This is a genomic window from Mycobacterium sp. IDUB_39 (genome assembly GCF_055419205.1).
In genome coordinates this window covers 27,515-43,757 of record NZ_JBVAXF010000013.1, presented here as the reverse complement: position 1 = coordinate 43,757, position 16,243 = coordinate 27,515, and the positions used below count along the sequence as shown (strand labels likewise).

General features: G+C 67.8%; 16 protein-coding genes. 4 read left to right on the top strand and 12 right to left on the bottom strand.

Annotated elements, in window-relative coordinates:
* Positions 1-5 precede the first annotated feature (5 nt).
* Positions 6-3,980, top strand: a complete 3,975-nt coding sequence (gene hrpA / locus ACZY0X_RS30085) for an ATP-dependent RNA helicase HrpA (protein ID WP_463775619.1) — start codon at positions 6-8, stop codon at positions 3,978-3,980.
* 16 nt (positions 3,981-3,996) lie between these two features.
* Here the strand turns inward: hrpA and ACZY0X_RS30080 are convergent, their stop codons facing one another.
* Complete coding sequence (locus ACZY0X_RS30080; protein ID WP_463775618.1) at positions 3,997-5,925, bottom strand: potassium transporter Kup; 1,929 nt, start codon at positions 5,923-5,925, stop codon at positions 3,997-3,999.
* A gap of 321 nt (positions 5,926-6,246) precedes the next feature.
* Here ACZY0X_RS30080 and ACZY0X_RS30075 point away from each other — a divergent pair, with 321 nt between their 5' ends.
* Positions 6,247-6,414 (top strand): hypothetical protein, encoded by a 168-nt coding sequence (locus ACZY0X_RS30075; RefSeq protein ID WP_463775617.1) that lies wholly within the window; start codon positions 6,247-6,249, stop codon positions 6,412-6,414.
* A gap of 67 nt (positions 6,415-6,481) precedes the next feature.
* Here the strand turns inward: ACZY0X_RS30075 and ACZY0X_RS30070 are convergent, their stop codons facing one another.
* From ACZY0X_RS30070 to ACZY0X_RS30040, 7 genes are read right to left on the bottom strand one after another with little or no spacing between them, the layout of a single operon-like run.
* Positions 6,482-7,117: an MOSC domain-containing protein gene (locus tag ACZY0X_RS30070; protein ID WP_463775615.1), complete on the bottom strand. Its 636-nt coding sequence runs from the start codon at positions 7,115-7,117 to the stop codon at positions 6,482-6,484.
* Positions 7,118-7,172: 55 nt separating this feature from the next.
* Entirely contained in the window at positions 7,173-7,799 is a 627-nt protein-coding gene (locus tag ACZY0X_RS30065; RefSeq protein ID WP_463775614.1) for a hypothetical protein, read from the bottom strand.
* Positions 7,796-8,782: a vWA domain-containing protein gene (locus tag ACZY0X_RS30060; RefSeq protein WP_463775613.1), complete on the bottom strand. Its 987-nt coding sequence runs from the start codon at positions 8,780-8,782 to the stop codon at positions 7,796-7,798. The genes ACZY0X_RS30065 and ACZY0X_RS30060 overlap by 4 nt, the downstream gene beginning before the upstream one ends.
* The gene (locus ACZY0X_RS30055) at positions 8,779-9,747 is read right to left on the bottom strand and encodes a hypothetical protein (protein WP_463775611.1); all 969 of its coding nucleotides are present in this window, start codon (positions 9,745-9,747) and stop codon (positions 8,779-8,781) included. Before ACZY0X_RS30055 ends, ACZY0X_RS30060 begins: the two co-directional genes overlap by 4 nt.
* Positions 9,738-10,211, bottom strand: a complete 474-nt coding sequence (locus ACZY0X_RS30050) for a hypothetical protein (protein WP_463775609.1) — start codon at positions 10,209-10,211, stop codon at positions 9,738-9,740. Before ACZY0X_RS30050 ends, ACZY0X_RS30055 begins: the two co-directional genes overlap by 10 nt.
* Positions 10,201-11,085 carry a DUF58 domain-containing protein gene (locus ACZY0X_RS30045; RefSeq protein WP_463775608.1) on the bottom strand — a complete coding sequence of 295 codons (885 nt, stop codon included), beginning with the start codon at positions 11,083-11,085 and terminating at the stop codon, positions 10,201-10,203. The genes ACZY0X_RS30050 and ACZY0X_RS30045 overlap by 11 nt, the downstream gene beginning before the upstream one ends.
* Position 11,086: 1 nt before the next feature.
* Positions 11,087-12,088, bottom strand: coding sequence for an AAA family ATPase (locus ACZY0X_RS30040; protein ID WP_463775607.1), 1,002 nt, complete (start codon positions 12,086-12,088; stop codon positions 11,087-11,089).
* A gap of 117 nt (positions 12,089-12,205) precedes the next feature.
* Here ACZY0X_RS30040 and ACZY0X_RS30035 point away from each other — a divergent pair, with 117 nt between their 5' ends.
* Positions 12,206-12,892 carry a GAP family protein gene (locus ACZY0X_RS30035; RefSeq protein WP_463775605.1) on the top strand — a complete coding sequence of 229 codons (687 nt, stop codon included), beginning with the start codon at positions 12,206-12,208 and terminating at the stop codon, positions 12,890-12,892.
* Positions 12,893-13,018: 126 nt separating this feature from the next.
* Here ACZY0X_RS30035 and ACZY0X_RS30030 read toward each other — a convergent pair whose 3' ends face one another.
* Complete coding sequence (locus ACZY0X_RS30030; RefSeq protein WP_463775604.1) at positions 13,019-13,315, bottom strand: hypothetical protein; 297 nt, start codon at positions 13,313-13,315, stop codon at positions 13,019-13,021.
* A 1,009-nt stretch (positions 13,316-14,324) separates the two neighbouring features.
* On the opposite strand from ACZY0X_RS30030, the gene ricR reads away from it, so the two are divergent.
* On the top strand, positions 14,325-14,615 hold the full coding sequence (ricR, locus tag ACZY0X_RS30025; protein ID WP_463775603.1) for a copper-sensing transcriptional repressor RicR: 291 nt from the start codon (positions 14,325-14,327) through the stop codon (positions 14,613-14,615).
* 187 nt (positions 14,616-14,802) lie between these two features.
* Here the strand turns inward: ricR and ACZY0X_RS30020 are convergent, their stop codons facing one another.
* From ACZY0X_RS30020 to ACZY0X_RS30010, 3 genes are all read right to left on the bottom strand, one after another.
* Positions 14,803-15,243, bottom strand: a complete 441-nt coding sequence (locus ACZY0X_RS30020) for a DUF5078 domain-containing protein (RefSeq protein WP_463775652.1) — start codon at positions 15,241-15,243, stop codon at positions 14,803-14,805.
* A gap of 8 nt (positions 15,244-15,251) precedes the next feature.
* The gene (locus tag ACZY0X_RS30015) at positions 15,252-15,584 is read right to left on the bottom strand and encodes a DUF732 domain-containing protein (protein WP_463775601.1); all 333 of its coding nucleotides are present in this window, start codon (positions 15,582-15,584) and stop codon (positions 15,252-15,254) included.
* 110 nt (positions 15,585-15,694) lie between these two features.
* The gene (locus ACZY0X_RS30010) at positions 15,695-16,201 is read right to left on the bottom strand and encodes a universal stress protein (protein ID WP_463775600.1); all 507 of its coding nucleotides are present in this window, start codon (positions 16,199-16,201) and stop codon (positions 15,695-15,697) included.
* Between the last annotated feature and the right edge of the window lie 42 nt (positions 16,202-16,243).

The window sequence follows — 16,243 nt, the reverse complement described above, 5'->3', positions numbered from 1 at the left end:
ACCGAGTGTCCGAACCGCCCCGCGCCGACGTCCGCGCACTGCGTGACCGCCTGTCGGGTGTCAGCATCCGCGACGCGGCCCGGCTGAGCCGGCGGCTGAAGAACCTGCGCGACCCCAGCCCCGAACACCTCGAGCGGCTCACCCAGCAGATCGCCTCGGCCGAGGCGCTGATCGCGACCCGAACCGCGGCCGTCCCCGCCGTCACCTACCCCGACCTGCCGGTGACCGAGCGTCGGGACGAGATCGCCGCCGCCATCCGCGAGCACCAGGTGGTCGTCGTCGCCGGCGAGACCGGGTCGGGCAAGACCACACAGCTGCCGAAGATCTGTCTGGAACTCGGCCGCGGGATACGCGGCACCATCGGGCACACGCAGCCCCGCCGACTCGCCGCGCGCACGGTGGCGCAGCGCATCGCCGACGAGCTGGGCACACCACTGGGCGAGGCCGTCGGTTACACCGTCCGGTTCACCGATCAGGCCAGCGACCGCACCCTCATCAAGCTGATGACCGACGGGATCCTGCTCGCCGAGATGCAACGTGACCGCCGGCTGCTGAGCTATGACACGTTGATCCTCGACGAGGCCCACGAGCGAAGCCTCAATGTCGACTTCCTGCTGGGGTACCTGCGCGAACTGCTGCCTCGCCGCCCCGATCTCAAGGTGATCGTCACCTCGGCGACCATCGAGCCGGGGCGCTTCGCCGCGCACTTTGCAGGGGCCGACGGAGTTGGTGCCCCGATCGTCGAGGTGTCGGGCCGCACCTACCCGGTCGAGATCCGGTACCGCCCACTGGAAGTGGCGATCCCGGCCGACGGCGACGACGATCCCGACGACCCCGATCACGAGATCGTGCGCACCGAGCTTCGGGATCCGACCGAGGCGATCGTCGACGCGGTGCGGGAGTTGGAGGCCGAGCCGCCCGGTGACGTGCTGGTGTTCCTGTCTGGTGAACGCGAGATCCGGGACACCGCAGAGGCGTTGCGTGATGCGCTCAAGAGTGATCGCCTCCCGACCGAGATCCTGCCGCTGTACGCGCGGCTGCCCACCGCCGAGCAACAGAAGGTGTTCGCGCCGAGCGGCGGGCAGGAGCGAAGCGACCGGGGGAATCGGCTGAGGCATTCCGGACGCCGCGTCGTGCTGGCCACCAACGTCGCCGAGACCTCACTCACCGTGCCGGGCATCCGGTACGTCGTCGACCCGGGTACCGCACGGATCTCGCGGTACAGCCGCAGGACCAAGGTGCAGCGGCTGCCCATCGAACCGATATCGCAGGCGTCGGCCTCCCAGCGGTCGGGCCGGTCGGGACGGACCGCGCCCGGTGTGTGCATCCGGCTGTACTCCGAGGATGACTTCGAATCCCGGCCGCGCTACACCGATCCGGAGATCCTGCGCACCAACCTCGCCGCCGTCATCCTGCAGATGGCGGCCCTGGGCCTCGGCGACATGGAGCAGTTCCCGTTCCTCGATCCGCCCGACAGGCGAAGCGTTCGAGACGGTGTGACGCTGCTACAGGAACTCGGCGCATTCGACGGTGACGGCGCGATCACCGACATCGGACGGCGCCTGGCCAAGCTACCGCTGGACCCCCGGATCGGCCGGATGATCCTGCAGGCCGACGCCGAGGGATGCGTGCGCGAGGTGCTGGTGCTGGCCGCGGCCCTCTCGATCCCCGACCCGCGGGAACGGCCGACCGATCGTGAGGACGCGGCCAAACAGAAGCACGCCCGCTTCGCCGATGAGCACTCGGACTTCGTGTCGTTCCTCAACCTCTGGCGTTATCTCGGCGAACAGCGAAAGGAACGTTCCGGCAGCTCATTTCGGCGGATGTGCCGCGACGAGTTCCTGCACTACCTGCGTATCCGGGAATGGCAGGACCTGGTGGGGCAGCTGCGCAGCATCTCCCGGGACCTGGGCATCGTCGAGTCCGGAGATCCAGAGCCTGCCGACCCGGCTCGGGTGCACGCCGCGTTGACCGCGGGGCTGCTGAGCCATGTCGGTCTGCGCGAGGGTGACTCGCGCGACTACCAGGGTGCGCGCAACTCGAAGTTCGTCCTCGCGCCGGGGTCGGTGCTGACGCGCAGGCCGCCGCGCTGGATCGTCGTCGCCGACCTGGTGGAGACCAGCCGGCTGTTCGGCCGCGTCGCCGCGCGCATCGAACCCGAGACGGTGGAACGCGTCGCCGGGGACCTGGTGGCGCGCACCTTCAGCGAGCCGCACTGGGACGCCAAGCGAGGCGCCGTCATGGCCTTCGAGCGGGTGACGCTCTACGGCCTGCCGCTGGTGCCGAGGCGTCGGGTGGGATACGCACAGGTCGACCCGGTGCTGGCCCGGGAACTGTTCATCCGGCACGCGCTCGTTGAGGGTGACTGGCAGACCCGCCACCACTTCTTCCGCGATAACACCCGGCTGTTGGAGGACCTCGCCGAGATCGAGGAGCGGGCCCGGCGTCGCGACCTGCTGGTCGGCGATGAAGAGCTGTACGCGCTGTACGACAGCAGAATCCCGGCCGAGGTCGTCTCGGCGCGGCACTTCGACGGCTGGTGGAAGAAGCAACGGCATCGCACACCCGACCTGCTCACCTTCACCCGCGATGACCTGCTGCGCAAGGATGCCGACGTCGATCAGCCCGACGAATGGCAGGCCGGTGACCTCACCCTGCCCATCACCTACCGCTACGAGCCGGGCGCGACCGACGACGGCATCACGGTGCACGTACCGGTCGAGGTCCTCGCACGCCTCGGTGGTGACGAGTTCGCCTGGCACGTACCCGCCCTGCGTGAGGAACTGGTGACTGCGCTCATCCGTTCGCTGCCCAAGGACCTGCGACGCAACTTCGTGCCCGCGCCCGATACCGCCCGTGCCGTGCTCGAGACCATGGAACCCGGCAGCGAGTCACTGCTCGAGGCACTGCAACGCGAACTGCGCAGGCGCACCGGCGTACTGGTGCCGATCGACGCCTTCGACATCGCCAAGTTGCCTGCCCACCTTCGGGTCACGTTCGCGGTCGAGGGCACCGACGGTGCTGAGATCGCCCGGAGCAAGGATCTCGACGAGCTGAAGGAACGGTTGGCCGCGCCGATCCAGCAGGCCGTCGCCGGTGCAGTGGCCGGAGACCTGCGCCGCACCGGGCTGCGGGGATGGCCTGCCGACCTCGACGAGATACCGCGCAGTGTCGAGAGTTCCGGTGGCGGGCACACCGTGCGGGGATTCCCGGCCCTGGTCGATGCCGGTGCGACCGTAGATCTGGATGTTTTCGCGACGGCGGCCGAGCAGCAGGCGGCGATGGGTGCCGGAACCCGACGGCTGCTACGACTGGAGGTGGCATCCCCGGTCAAAGCCGTTGAGCGCGCGCTCGATACGCGTACCCGTTTGGTGCTTGGTGCCAACCCGGACGGCTCCCTGGGTGCGCTCATCGAGGACTGCGCCGATGCCGCGGCGGACGCCTTGGTGCGCGAACCAGCCTGGAACAGAACCGATTTCGCAACGCTGCGGGAGCGTGTGGCGGCGGGTCTGGTTTCGACGACTCTCGACGTGCTCAAGCGGGTGGAGAGGGTCCTGGTGGCCGCGCATGACGTGCGTGTCGCGATTCCCGATAAGGCGCCTGGGGCGCAGGCTGCCGCCATCGGTGACATCACCGCACAGTTGGCTGCGCTGCTGCCAAGCGGCTTCGTCACCCGCACGGGCGCAGCGCATCTGGCCGACCTGAACCGATACCTACTGGCCATCGGTAGGCGCCTGGACCGGCTGCCGCATGGCGTGGAAGCCGACAGGGAACGCATGGCACGCGTACACGCGGTTCGCGGGGCGTATGAGGAACTGCTCGGCGCACTGTCGCCGAGCCGGGCGGCCGCCGCGGATGTGCGCGATATCGCCCGCCAGATCGAGGAACTTCGGGTGAGTCTGTGGGCGCAGCAGTTGGGCACCCCGCGTCCGGTCAGCGAGCAGCGCATCTACCGGGCGATCGACGCCGTCGTGAGCTGACGAGCAGGCCTCGTGCTCACACCTCGAGGCGAGAGCCGATGATGATTGTGCGGGGGACGGGCAGGTTGAAGTGCGCTGCCGCGTCCGCGGTGATGTAGGACGTCGCGATGAAAAGCCGGGTGCGCCAGGGTGACATGGTCGGCTTGTCGCAGACCACCAACTCCAGCTTCGACAGGAAGTAGGACGCGGTGTCGAGATCGACGGGTCCCTCGGTCTGTGACGGGTCGAGCAGCCGCAGCGCCGCCGGGACGTCCGGTCGCTCCATGTAGCCGTACCTGGCGCTGACGAGGATGATCCCGTCGTTGGACAGGTCGAGGTCGTCGACCGAGACGCGTTCGGCCTCAAGTACGCGCGGGACGGGTTCGGTCTCCAACGACACGATCACGACCTGTTGATGGAGGACATGGTTGTGCTCGACGTTGGACCGCATCGACAGGGGTGCGGTCTCGCCACCACGGTTGAGGAAAATCGCCGTGCCGGGGATGCGGGTCAACGGTGGATCGCGGTCGAGTAGTCCACCGATGAAGGGTCGCAGTGGGCCCTCGACCTCGGCCCGCCTCCGCGTGACGATTGCGCGGCCCCGCTTCCACGTCGTCATCACCGTGAACGCCGTGACCGCGATGAGAAGCGGCAGCCACGCACCGTGCACCAGCTTCGTCAGATTGGCCGCGAAGAACAGTAGGTCAACCGCGAGCAGTAAGCCGCCGCCGATCAGAATCGCCCACAACGGCCAGCGCCACCGGGTCCTGGCGTAGTACAGGAAGAGCGTCGTCGTGATGGTGATCGTTCCGGTGACCGCCATGCCGAAGGCGTAGGCGAGTGCCCCCGAGGAACGGAACGCGAATACCAGGATCAGGACGGCGATCATCAGCACACCGTTGATGACCGGCACGTAGATCTGGCCGATCGTCGATGCGGACGTGTGCATGATCCGCAGCCGCGGGAGGTACCCGAGTTGCGCCGCCTGCGACGCCACCGAGAATGCGCCGGTGATGACGGCCTGCGAGGCGATCACCGTCGCCGCCGTCGCCAGTACGACCAGTGGGATGAGCGCCCAGTCCGGGGCCAGCAGGAAGAACGGTGCATTCACCTTCTGCTCGTCGCCGAGCAGCAGCGCGCCCTGACCGAAGTAACTCAGCGTGCACGCAGGCAGCACCAGGCCCAGCCAGCCGATCGTGATGGCCTTACGGCCGAAGTGCCCCATATCGGCGTACAGCGCCTCCGCGCCCGTGACCGCGAGGACGACAGCGGCCAGCGCGAAGAAGCCGATGTGGAAGTGCGTGGCCATGAAACCCAGTGCGTACGTGGGCGACAGTGCCCTGAGGATCTCGGGCTCGCGGGTGATGCCGATGACGCCCAGCGCACCGATGGTCAGGAACCACGCGATCATCACCGGTCCGAAGAACCGGCCGACCGCGGCGGTCCCGCGTCGTTGCACGGAGAACAGCGCCACGATGATCACGGCGGTGATGGGCACAATCCACGGCTCAAGTTCGGGCTCAACGATTTTGAGGCCCTCGACAGCGGACAGCACGGAGATCGCCGGGGTGATCATGCTGTCGCCGAAGAACAGCGCCGCGCCGAAGATCCCCAGGGCAGAGAGCATCACCGATGTGCGTCGGCTCGCCGCGCCGGTCCAGCGCCGCAACAACGTGATGAGGGCCATGATGCCGCCCTCACCGTTGTTGTCCGCACGCATGACAAGCGTGATGTAGGTGAGCGTGACGATCAGCATCACCGACCAGAAGATCAGCGAGACGATGCCGTAGACGTGGTCTCTCGCGATGGGCACCGGATGCGGGTCCCCGGGATCGAACACCGTCTGCAGGGTGTAGATCGGGCTCGTGCCGATGTCACCGAACACGACGCCGAGGGCACCGATCACGATCGGTGTCGACAGGCGTGGTGCGTGCGAGGGCGCCGCAGACTCCGGGTTCGTGGCCACGCCTCCTCCTCAGTCCGAACGCATCGTAGGCTGCGGACCCCGTCCGCGGAGGCTATCTGTTGTCATGTTTGCTCGGATTTATTCCGCCGCGTTGGGTGCGTTGCCTCACCTGGGTATCGATTGGATGCCGATTCTGGCCCGCATTCGATCACTTACTGCCACGCGTCGGGCAATTGCTGCCAGGGGAATTAGACCGCTGACATGGGCGTTAGAACAGGCATACCGGAATGAGGGAATCCAACACCGGTCGACAGAAGGTTTGAACCGCGATTTTCATAGGGCGGTTCGAACGCACAGAGGGCATCAGGAAGAGGAAGAGAAATGAAGAAGTTCGGATTTGCCAGCATTGCCGCCGCAGGATTAGCCGCGGCCGTCGTGGGCCTGGCCGCCCCGGCGCAGGCGGGCATCGACCACCACGAGTGGGTGCACAACAACCAGCAGACGGCCAGCGTCGGCTCCGCGACCTCGACGGTCGGCAACGGCCGCTAATCCAGCGCGCGGCAGGAGAAGGGCACCCGGTTCGCCGGGTGCCCTTCTTCGTGTGGTGGCGAGCGCCTCAGGCGTGGAGTCGCCGGCGGACGTGTTCCCTGACGTCGTCGGGCAGCGCGTCGGCGGCCAGGATGCCGGGTAGCAGGTCGGGTTCGAGCATGAGCGCGCGGTACACGGTACCGATGGTGATGCCGTGGTCCGGGCGGTCGATGACCTCAACGGAGTCGCCGCCGCGAACCGTTCCGCCAGCAAGCACGCGAAGGTAGGCGCCCGGGGTGCCGCCCTGGGTGAACGTCTTTATCCAGCCGTCGATTCCGAGTCGGTGGACGAACGTCTGGCACGGTATCCGCGGCCGGGTCACCTCGAGCAGCAGACCGTCCGCGCCCACCCGCCACCGCTCACCGATGACCGCGTTCGTGACGTCGAGGCCGCTGGTGGTGAGGTTCTCGCCGAACATGCCGTTGGTGAGCTCGCGGTCGAGTCGGGCCTCCCACACGTCGAGATCCTCGCGTGCGTAGGCGTACACCGCCTGGTCATCACCGCCGTGCACCCTCTGGTTGCCGATGACGTCGCCGACCAGGCCACTGCCGAGGCCGCCGTGCATCGGGCCGGGCGCCCGGACGGTGACGTCCCCCTCGACGGGCCGCTTGTCGATGCCCGTCCTTGGTGCCGATCCGTCTGGACCGACATGGGCGCTGTTCACCGTCAATACTGTTGCCCCACCGCGCGTTGCCACACCCAGAGACTAGTTCCGACGGTCACGGCGCGCCGCGTACCTCGGCCGCGTCCTCGAGCAGCTGGCCCAACTTGTCGAGCGGATCGCCGCCGGAGGGATCTAGCCGACGCACGTCGGGCGGCTCTTCGGGTACCAGACCCTCTGCCGGTGGCGGCGCGGCCGGCGGGGGTGGAGGTGGTGGTGCCGCGGGCGGTGGCAGTGCAGGTAGCGGCGCCTGAAGTCTTTCGAGCTTGGTCTGCAATCGGGATGCCGAGTCGGCGCGCACGGTGCGACGCTCAGCGTCGGAGTCCTCATTTCCCGCGAAGCACCCGCCCGGAGCGGAGGTGACGACGGCCAGTGCGTCGCGGTAGCGGTCGATCGCACGCGGCCCGTCGCCGGTAGCGACGGCGTCGTCGCCGCGGGTCTCCCGGACCAGGACCAGGTTCACCAGCGCCGGACAGGAGTCGGCGGGGTCGCGGTCCGCTGCCTCGGCGAAGTGCCGTTCGGCCTCGGGCAGGCGGCGGTCGGCAACCGCCGTGACGCCCGCCTTGAACTCGGCGGCGGCGGACTGGCCGGCGATACCGGTGGTGCACAGCCAGACGATCGCCACGACCAGCAGCAGCGCGATGGGTGCCGACCACACCAGCAGCCGGCGGCGGGAGGCGCTCACGTGATCACGTCCACGGGAGGTGGCCGAGTGCGCCGGTAGTCGCGCAACATCAGCGTCAGTTCGAGCAGGATCAGCGCCGCGGCGGCGATCGCCGGTGCCCAGTACGTCTCGACGGCCGCGCTGGCCGCGGTCACCGCGTCGGGTGCCTCGGCGGGTTCGTCGGTGCCCTCGAACAGGGCGCCCTCGCTGTCGGGCCTGCCGTCACGGGCGACATACGGCACACCGATCTGCTCGGCGACCGCCCGCAGCGCCGCCTCGTCGACGCTCGAGCGCACCGATGGGCTCTGCGGGACCACACCACCCGCGGCGGTGCCGAAGCCGAGTACCGCGCCACCGTCCACCGAGTTCTCGGCCAAATCGAACTGCCGCTGAGGCGCTCGCGACGCTCCCGCGCCCGCACCGAGGTAGAACACCAGGTTCTGCGCGCGCGGAAACTGCTGACGAGCCGAGATCAGTTGGTAACGAAGCACATTGCCTGCTGCGGCGACGTTCGTCTCGAACACGGCGTCAGGGTCGGCGGCGTAGGGTGTCTCGGCCGCCAGCACTGGACGCAGGCTCCAGGTGTCGGGCGACAGTGGCCACTCCAGGTCTGGGCGGGACGCGAACGCGATCACCGCGAACCGGGCACGTGGATACCGCGCGATCACCGCGGCGATGTCGGCGCGCGCCGCGTCCATCCGGGACTGCTCGCCGGCCATATCCGTGACGCCCATCTCGGGGGAGCGGTCCACCACCAGGAACACGTTGGGTTCGCCGTCGGCTGATCCGGCAGGTGTGGTCTGCGCATCGCCCCCGATGACCGGGCGCGCCGCCGCCAGCAGGAGCAGCAGCGCCGCCGCGGTGACCCCGGCCCACCGCCACACCGCCGTCGGCCTCCGCCGGGGTGCCGCCAGCAGGCGGCGCAGCGTCACGACGCGCGCGGCGATGACGACGGCCGCGACGAGGAGCAGCAGCAGTGGTGGCAGAACCGGGTAGAACGTCATCGCCGCACCACTATCGGAAGCAGCGACAGCGCCGCCACCGCAAGAATGGCCACCGCCAGCGGGATATCGGGTGAGTCCGGTGCCGCGGCTCGCACGGTCTCTGCGACGTCGGGCGTGGGGGGTGGGGGATTGGAGCGGATCTCCGCGAGGCGCCCGGCGACATCGGACTGGGCGTCGAACGAGCGGCCGCCGGTGTCGCGCGCCAGCGCCTCGAGGTCGTCGCCACCGGGGCCGGTCACCAGCACGTTGATCTGCGCGCCCGCCGCATGCGCCATGGCCCGCAATTGATCGGAGTCGAACAGGGCGGGCCGTGGATCGTCCGCCCTGCGGAGGTCGCCGGGCCCGACGTAGATCACCGAACGGCGTTGCGCGCTGGGCTCTTCGAACTCCGGGAACCCGGTCAAGCACAGCGCCAGAAGATCCGAGACGCTCTGCGCGTAGTCGGCGTAGCGCACCGCGGGGGCGAGGTCCGACGGCTCGCCGGACGCGGCGGCCTCACCGAATCGGGCCGAGGCGAACTGGTGATCGCGGGTCAGGGGGATCACCCGTCGATTGGGTACCGTCAAGCCGATGCGTTGCGTGCCAAGGGTTGTCGCGTTCCCGGCGAAGTACCGCATTGTCGCCTCCACCGCCGCATCGCTTGCCGGCGCGCCAGCACACACCATGACGTCCTCGGGCTGGCCGGATTCGACGTCCTGGGCCGCGGTGGGCAGCCCGGTCGGTCGGGCACCAGCGATCAGGGCGCACACGAATACGACAGTGAGCAGGCCCAGCGTCGCAGCCGTCGTCAATGCCCTGCGGCGGACCGCGCGGACGTAGCCGGGCAGGCTGGTGAGACGCTCGACGTTGGCAAGGGGGCGGAAACGCCGCGCATCGGTGTCGACGGGACGCCACACCGCCACCACGATGCCCGCGGCCAGCGCGACACAGGCCACGATGACGACCACCCACCACCTCAGGTCCATGTCAGGATCAGCTCCTCGGTGGCACCGCTCAAGTCGGCGACATCCTCGGCCGAGTGCGCGTTGAACTGAACGTCGTTGATACGGGCCAGAAGTGGCGTCGCACGTGCCACCTCGCCGTCGGTCATCTCCGCGAGTTGCATGTACTGCGCGCGTGCGCCGGTGGCCGCGGTCAGGAAGTCGCGCAGGGTGGCGCTGAGCGCGGCGCCCGCCTGTGCGCCGCCCAGTTCGCCCGCGCGGTAACGTTCGCCCACCCGGCGCACCGCGGTCGCGAACCTGCGCCTGACCAGCGCGGCCTGCACGCGTTCCACCACGTGTGGCACGTGTCGCGACTCCGGCGGCCGCGTCCACAGGATGACCGCGATGTACCAGCCGGCCAGCACCGCCACGAGCAGCAGGGCCAGCCACATCCACCACCACGACACCGGCGTGGGGCCGATGACGTAGCGCAGCAGGTCATCCGGCACGGGCGAACACTCCGGCCAGACCGACGAGCCCGGCCCGCACGCCGCGGCTGCCCTGGACAACGACGTGCGGCACCGCGTGCGCGGTCATCAACTCCGAGACTGCCTCCCGGCGGGCGGCTTCCGCGTCGCGGTAGGCCGCGATCACGTCCGCGCCGAGATCCGCGGCACCGAGCACCGTACGACCGTTGGAGACGTCGTATCCGATGGTGTCGTCCGCGGTCGTGTCGTCGGGGGAGTCCACCGCCGAGGCGTCGGCCACCATCGCCCACAGCACGTCGTGGCGGGGACGCAACCTCGTCAGCGTGGCGGTCAGCCGTTCGTCGGCGTCGGGTTCGTCGGACACGACGACGATCAGATGTGGGCGACGGTAATGCTCTGTCACCCAGGACAACTGGGTGATGACGTCGCTGCGGCCCGGGTGTGTGAGCGTGTGACTGAGGTAGTGCGCCAGCATGTACTCCAGATGGGTCTCGCCGCGGCGGAGGCGGATGTCAACGCATCCCCTGGTGTCGCCGAACACCATGCCGATCTCATCGGAGCGACGCAGCGTGATCAGTCCGAGGGCGCCGATGAGATGCATGGCGACATCGCGCTTGAACTCGCCGGACGGGGCCACCGCGGTCATGTTTCGGCCGGCGTCGGCGACGACAAGGATCTTGTGGTGCTTCTCCGAGACGAACCGCTTGATCAGCACGTCGCCCGAGCGGGCCGACGCCTTCCAGTCGATATCGCGCACGTCGTCGCCGGGGACGTAGGGCCGCAGGTCGTCGAACTCCAGGCTGCGGGTGTGGACCAACGAGTACCGGCCACCGTCGAGCAGGCCCGCGGTGTCGCGGCCGAAGTGCGCCTTGGCGCTGTCGAGATGTCTGCCCACTTCACGGCACCCGCACCGCGTGCAGGACGGCGTCGACGACGACGTCGGGGGTGATGCGTGCGCTGGCCGCCTCGAAGCCGAGGATCAGGCGGTGCCGCAGCACCCGGTGCGCCAACGATGCGATGTCGTCGGGCACGACGTGGTCGCGGCCCCGCAGCATCGCCAGGGCGCGGGCAGTGCGGCAGAACGCGATGGTCGCGCGGGGGCTGGCGCCGTACTCGATCACACGGGCGATCCCGGCGGACAGGAACTCGTCGGGGAACCGGGTCACCTCGACCAGGCGGCTGGCGTACTCGATCAGCGAGCGGTCCATGTGCACCGATCCCGCCACGTGCTGCGCGTGGCGCACATCCGCCAGCCCGACCACCGGTGATGCCCGATGCTCCCGGTCGTACAGACCCGCGTCCATCCGGGAGATGACCTCAACCTCCTCCTCGGCGGACGGATAGCGGACGACGTCCTTGAGCATGAAGCGGTCGGTCTGGGCCTCCGACAAGGGGTAGGTGCCCTCCTGGTCCACCGGATTCTGGGTGGCGATGACCAGGAACGGCTCGGGGATGAGGTGCTCGACACCGGCGATCGTGGTTTGCCGCTCCTCCATCGCCTCCAGCATTGCGCTCTGGGTCTTCGCGCTGGACCGGTTGATCTCGTCGAGCAACACGATGTTGGCGTGCACCGGGCCGAGCTGCGTGACGAACGAGTTGGTGGCGGCCTCGTAGATCTGGGTGCCGACGATATCGCTGGGCAGCAGGTCCGGCGTGCACTGGATGCGGCGGAACGCGCCATGGACGGATTCCGCCACGACACGCGCGGCGAGGGTCTTGGCCAGGCCGGGCACGCTCTCCACCAGCAGGTGACCGCTCGCGAGCAGGGCGATCAGCATCGACTCCCGCAGATGCAGCTGACCCACCACCTTGGCGGAGAACGCCGCGGCGACGGCGTTCACCGTGGCTTGCGCGGCATCGAGATCACGCCGATCGAGCTGTGTTCGAGCTGCGGTCATAGGTCCTTCCGGGGCCGATGGCTGACGATCTTGAATACCCGCGGACGGCGATTTCATACCCTCGGGAGTTCGCCGGTGGTGCAACTCACCGACATGACCCGTAGGTTCAGTGCCGATATGCCGGCACTTCTCCTGCCCCTCGCGGGGTTCGCGTTCCTCGACTCGCTCAACGTCCTCAACCTGGGCGTGACGACCGCGGTCGTGTACGACAGCCGGCTGAGCCGTCGCTCTCCGTTGCCCGCGGGTCTGAGCTTCGTGGGCGGTGTGTTCCTCGCCACGTCGACCTTCGGCGTCGGTGCGGTGCTGGGCCTGACATTCCTCACCACGCAGGTCGACATCGAGGTGACGCCGACCGTCCGATACTGGGGGCAGCTCGCTCTGGGGCTGGTGCTGATCGCCGTCGCTGCCCTCACGGGTTCGGTACGGGGGCCCAAGCCGCCGGACTGGGCGCTGCAGGCGGCCCGGCGCAACCCGTGGCTGTTCGGCGTCGTCGGCCTGGTGGTGGGGTTGGGGCAGGCGGCCACCTCAGTGCCCTTCCTGACCGCGCTGGCGCTGATATCAGCCCGCAATCCGCTGCCGTCGGGCTGGCCGTTCTACGTATTCGGCTACTGCGCAATGGCCTTGGTGCCTGCACTGCTGATGCTCGCTTTGTCGGTGCGCAAGACGATGCGCGCGCGGCGACTGCAACGCACGCTGGTCCGCGTACTGGGGCGCTACGGGCCGGTGGTGGTCAGAATCCTGTTCATGGGTATCGGTCTGGTTCTCGTCGGTGATGCGCTGATGCACTACGCCGACCTGTGGTGAGGGGCTGTCTCACCCACCTCGAACGTGAAGAAGATGTCGAATTCTCGGCCGGATCTCGCACACTTCTTCACGTTCGGCAGGGGGTCAGACCAGTCCGATGGCGTTCAGGCATCCGTCAGGATTCCGTCAGCATCGCGCGACGACATACGCGGTCGTATAGCTGAGTATCTCTTCCCGAACACCGCCCGTTGCATCTATCGCAGTGATCGCTCGGCCGGGCCGGACGGCAGCAACATCGCACTGATCCAGTGGAACCGTGCCGATCTTGTTGAGAATGACCTTGTAGCCATTCTGCTGCAAAGAATCGACGACGTCCTGGGCTGACCGGGCGCCCGATGGTGCCGCGGCAGACGGAGCGGCGGCGGCGATCGATACAGCGGCCAATAGTGTTGCGATGAAAGCGTTGAGTCTGGATTTGGTCACTACGTCGCCTTTCGTACGTGAAATTGCCTCGTAGACGGCGAAGCCTCCGCTAGGAAATACCCCCAGGGGGTATGACAGAACGGTACCCCCCAGGGTTATCAAGGCAAGTTGCCGGTCTGTCGCCAGGTCAGACGTCGAGCCGGTCAGGACGTGGCGACGCACACCTCGGGTGGCGAGAACTTGGAGGAAGGAAACCATTTGTCCGCAACGGTTTTGCCCGCCGATAGCGGTCCTCGGTTGCGGCGAGGTCTCGTCGCACCCTCGGATGCGCGGCTACCGCCGCGGGTCGGGTCGGCCGGCGCCGTTCGGGCGATGCGTCACCACAGTTGGGTCGCGCCGCAGGCCATTTCGGCACCGCAGATCGTTTGACGCTAGTACCCTACGGGGGTATGGTCGGAAGCATGAGCGAGACACAAGAGAGTAAGTCCTGTTGTTCCACGTCGGCCTCCTGCCAGTGCGGTGACGCCTCGTGCGCCCAGGGGTCGGGCTGCCAGTGCGGCCACCCCTCTTGCACCTGCAACGACTGATCAACGACACGCAAGCGCCGCGACGGTTCTTCGCCCCCTTGGCCCGGATTGGTTAAACGTGACTGAAGGCCCAAGGGGGCGGAGCGGTACTGTCAAATTCTTCAAACCGCGGGGGCTGGAAATCCAGGGGATGGGCGGTCCGGCCGCCGCGACAACTAACCTGCAGTGCAGGGCCGATAACGGCCGCGATGCGCTGTCGGGTGTGCCGCTACCGGCGGAGTGAACAACGCGCCCAGGCACGGAACCGTCGAGTCGCATGGCCTAGCCCGGGCTCGGCGAGCGCTCAAGCGACCCCGCCTTCACCATTGTACCCCTACGGGGTATGATGGTTGCATGACACCTGCCGGTCCTCTGCGCTCCCGCGGTCCTGGCCCTTGCCTGGCATCGGTGGAGTTGCAGTCGATTACCGGCCACCACCGAGGCGCGATTGGGATGGCTAATACGGTCGAGTCCGCACGGTGGAGAAGAAACCGGGAGGCTAGATGACAACCACACACGGATACACGGCGCAGAAAGACAACTACGCTAAGCGGCTGCGCCGTATCGAAGGCCAGGTTCGCGGCATCGCCAAGATGATCGACGACGACAAGTACTGCATCGATGTCCTGACCCAGATCAGCGCGGTCAACAGTGCCATGCGCTCGGTGGCACTGGGCCTGCTCGATGAGCACCTCGACCACTGCGTGACCCGGGCGGTCGCCGAGGGGGGCGACGAGGCCAACGCGAAGCTGGCTGAGGCCTCCGCTGCCATCGCACGACTCGTACGTTCCTGAGTTGGCCCGCGCCACAGGCCATTTCGGCATCGTAGAGCAACAGGCCCACGCCAACCCCGAGCACACGTACAGCCCCGCCTGAACTCACGCCACAACGTTGATCAGCGGATCGACAAGAGCGCGCCGACGAGTGCCAGGGCGGCGACAGCTGTGCTCCGATGCTTGCGCACCGGGTCAATCTAGAGCGTCACCAGACCCAGACCGACATGTCGTCGGGAGGGTGGTTCATGCAGACCGCGGTGGACGCTGCGACGACGCCCTTGTTGTTGAAGAAGATCTTGGCCCAGTTGGGCCAGTTCCAGGCCAGTTGCTCATAGAAGGCGTTGGTGGCCGTGTCCTCGGAGTACTGGCGGCGGCCCGCGTAGTCCATCGCGAAGAACCAGTGGATGCGGTCCTGCACGGCGCGGTGCACCTCGGGGGACTTGTTGTTGTAATCGATCATGTAGCGCTCGTAGTAGACCGGGTTGGTGTCGCGGGTGGCGGCCAGGATCTGCTCCGCGGTGCACGGGGTGTGCAGGATCTTGCGCGGGATCGGGTAGTTCTCGGTGGCGTCGGCCGACGCGGTGGGGGCGAGAGCCAGGGCGGCGGCCGCGGTCAGGGCCGCGAGGCTCAGCTTCTTGAGTTTCATCATCTTCCCTACTGTTGGGTGAGCAGGACGCGCTTGTCGGGGCAGTAGTAGTTCATTGCCGCGCCGAGGAATTGGTAGGACTGTTCGGTGCTTGTGCCGCGCAGCAGTTGATCAGAGACGAACTTGGCCGAGTCCCGGGCGGTTACATCGACGCCGCGGTCGAGGCGCTTGCAGGCGATCTTGCCGATCCAGGCGTTGAGGTCTCTCTGCCCGTAGATCCCGTAGCCATGCAACTCCTTGGCGAAGGCACTATCCGGATCGGCCTGCGCCGGAGCGGCCAGGGCGAGTGCGGCAACGGATGCGACACCGGCAGACAACACAGCCAACTTGGTCTTGAACATCTTTAACTCGTTTCCTGCGAGGAGCTTTGGGCGCAACCGGCTCGGGGATCACCAACGTACGAAGAGCAGACCCAGACCGATCGTGTTGGTCTGCTGACGCTGCCGGACGCTCACGCGTGTCGGGCGCCGGGTTCCGGCTTGCTCGGACGCTGGCGGGCAGAGACGACTGCCTCGGACGGTACGACCAGGGTTGGTCGGCGGGCATGGTGCAGCACGTTCACCGACGTGCTGCCGAGCACGGCCGACCACAGCCCACGGCGGCCTCGGGAACCGAGGACGATGAGGGCCGCGTCAATCTCATCGGCGGCCTGCACGATCGCCTCCGATGCGGTGGCCATCCTGGATAAAACCCGCGGCTCGGCGTCCAAACCGGCGGCGCGCGCACGCTCCGCGCCTTCGAACGCAATCCGTTCGGAGGCGTCGAGGCTGGCTTCTTCGATACCCCGAAGGTCCTCCAGGGCAGGATGCCCTTCGAGGTGAGCTGCGAGGCCTTCCATCGGCTGGCGGGCGTACAAGACAACCGCATGAGCGCCAGGGAGGAGCCTGGCGGCTTCGTCAATTGCCGTGCGCGCGTCGGGAGAGCCGTCGTACGCAATCAGAACAGGCGCTGTGGTCATGGTGATCCTGCCTTTCTAGGTGCGGGTTGGAGCCGGCCTGTG

What these genes read in the sequence shown, in the direction of transcription:
- ACZY0X_RS30035 (WP_463775605.1), top strand. Translation starts at nt 12,206, where the DNA reads ATGCCGGCACTTCTCCTGCCCCTCGCGGGGTTCGCGTTCCTCGACTCG.
- ricR (WP_463775603.1), top strand. Translation starts at nt 14,325, where the DNA reads ATGACAACCACACACGGATACACGGCGCAGAAAGACAACTACGCTAAG.
- ACZY0X_RS30075 (WP_463775617.1), top strand. Translation starts at nt 6,247, where the DNA reads ATGAAGAAGTTCGGATTTGCCAGCATTGCCGCCGCAGGATTAGCCGCG.
- ACZY0X_RS30010 (WP_463775600.1), bottom strand. Translation starts at nt 16,201, where the DNA reads ATGACCACAGCGCCTGTTCTGATTGCGTACGACGGCTCTCCCGACGCG.
- ACZY0X_RS30020 (WP_463775652.1), bottom strand. Translation starts at nt 15,243, where the DNA reads ATGAAACTCAAGAAGCTGAGCCTCGCGGCCCTGACCGCGGCCGCCGCC.
- ACZY0X_RS30055 (WP_463775611.1), bottom strand. Translation starts at nt 9,747, where the DNA reads ATGGACCTGAGGTGGTGGGTGGTCGTCATCGTGGCCTGTGTCGCGCTG.
- ACZY0X_RS30015 (WP_463775601.1), bottom strand. Translation starts at nt 15,584, where the DNA reads ATGTTCAAGACCAAGTTGGCTGTGTTGTCTGCCGGTGTCGCATCCGTT.
- ACZY0X_RS30040 (WP_463775607.1), bottom strand. Translation starts at nt 12,088, where the DNA reads ATGACCGCAGCTCGAACACAGCTCGATCGGCGTGATCTCGATGCCGCG.
- ACZY0X_RS30060 (WP_463775613.1), bottom strand. Translation starts at nt 8,782, where the DNA reads ATGACGTTCTACCCGGTTCTGCCACCACTGCTGCTGCTCCTCGTCGCG.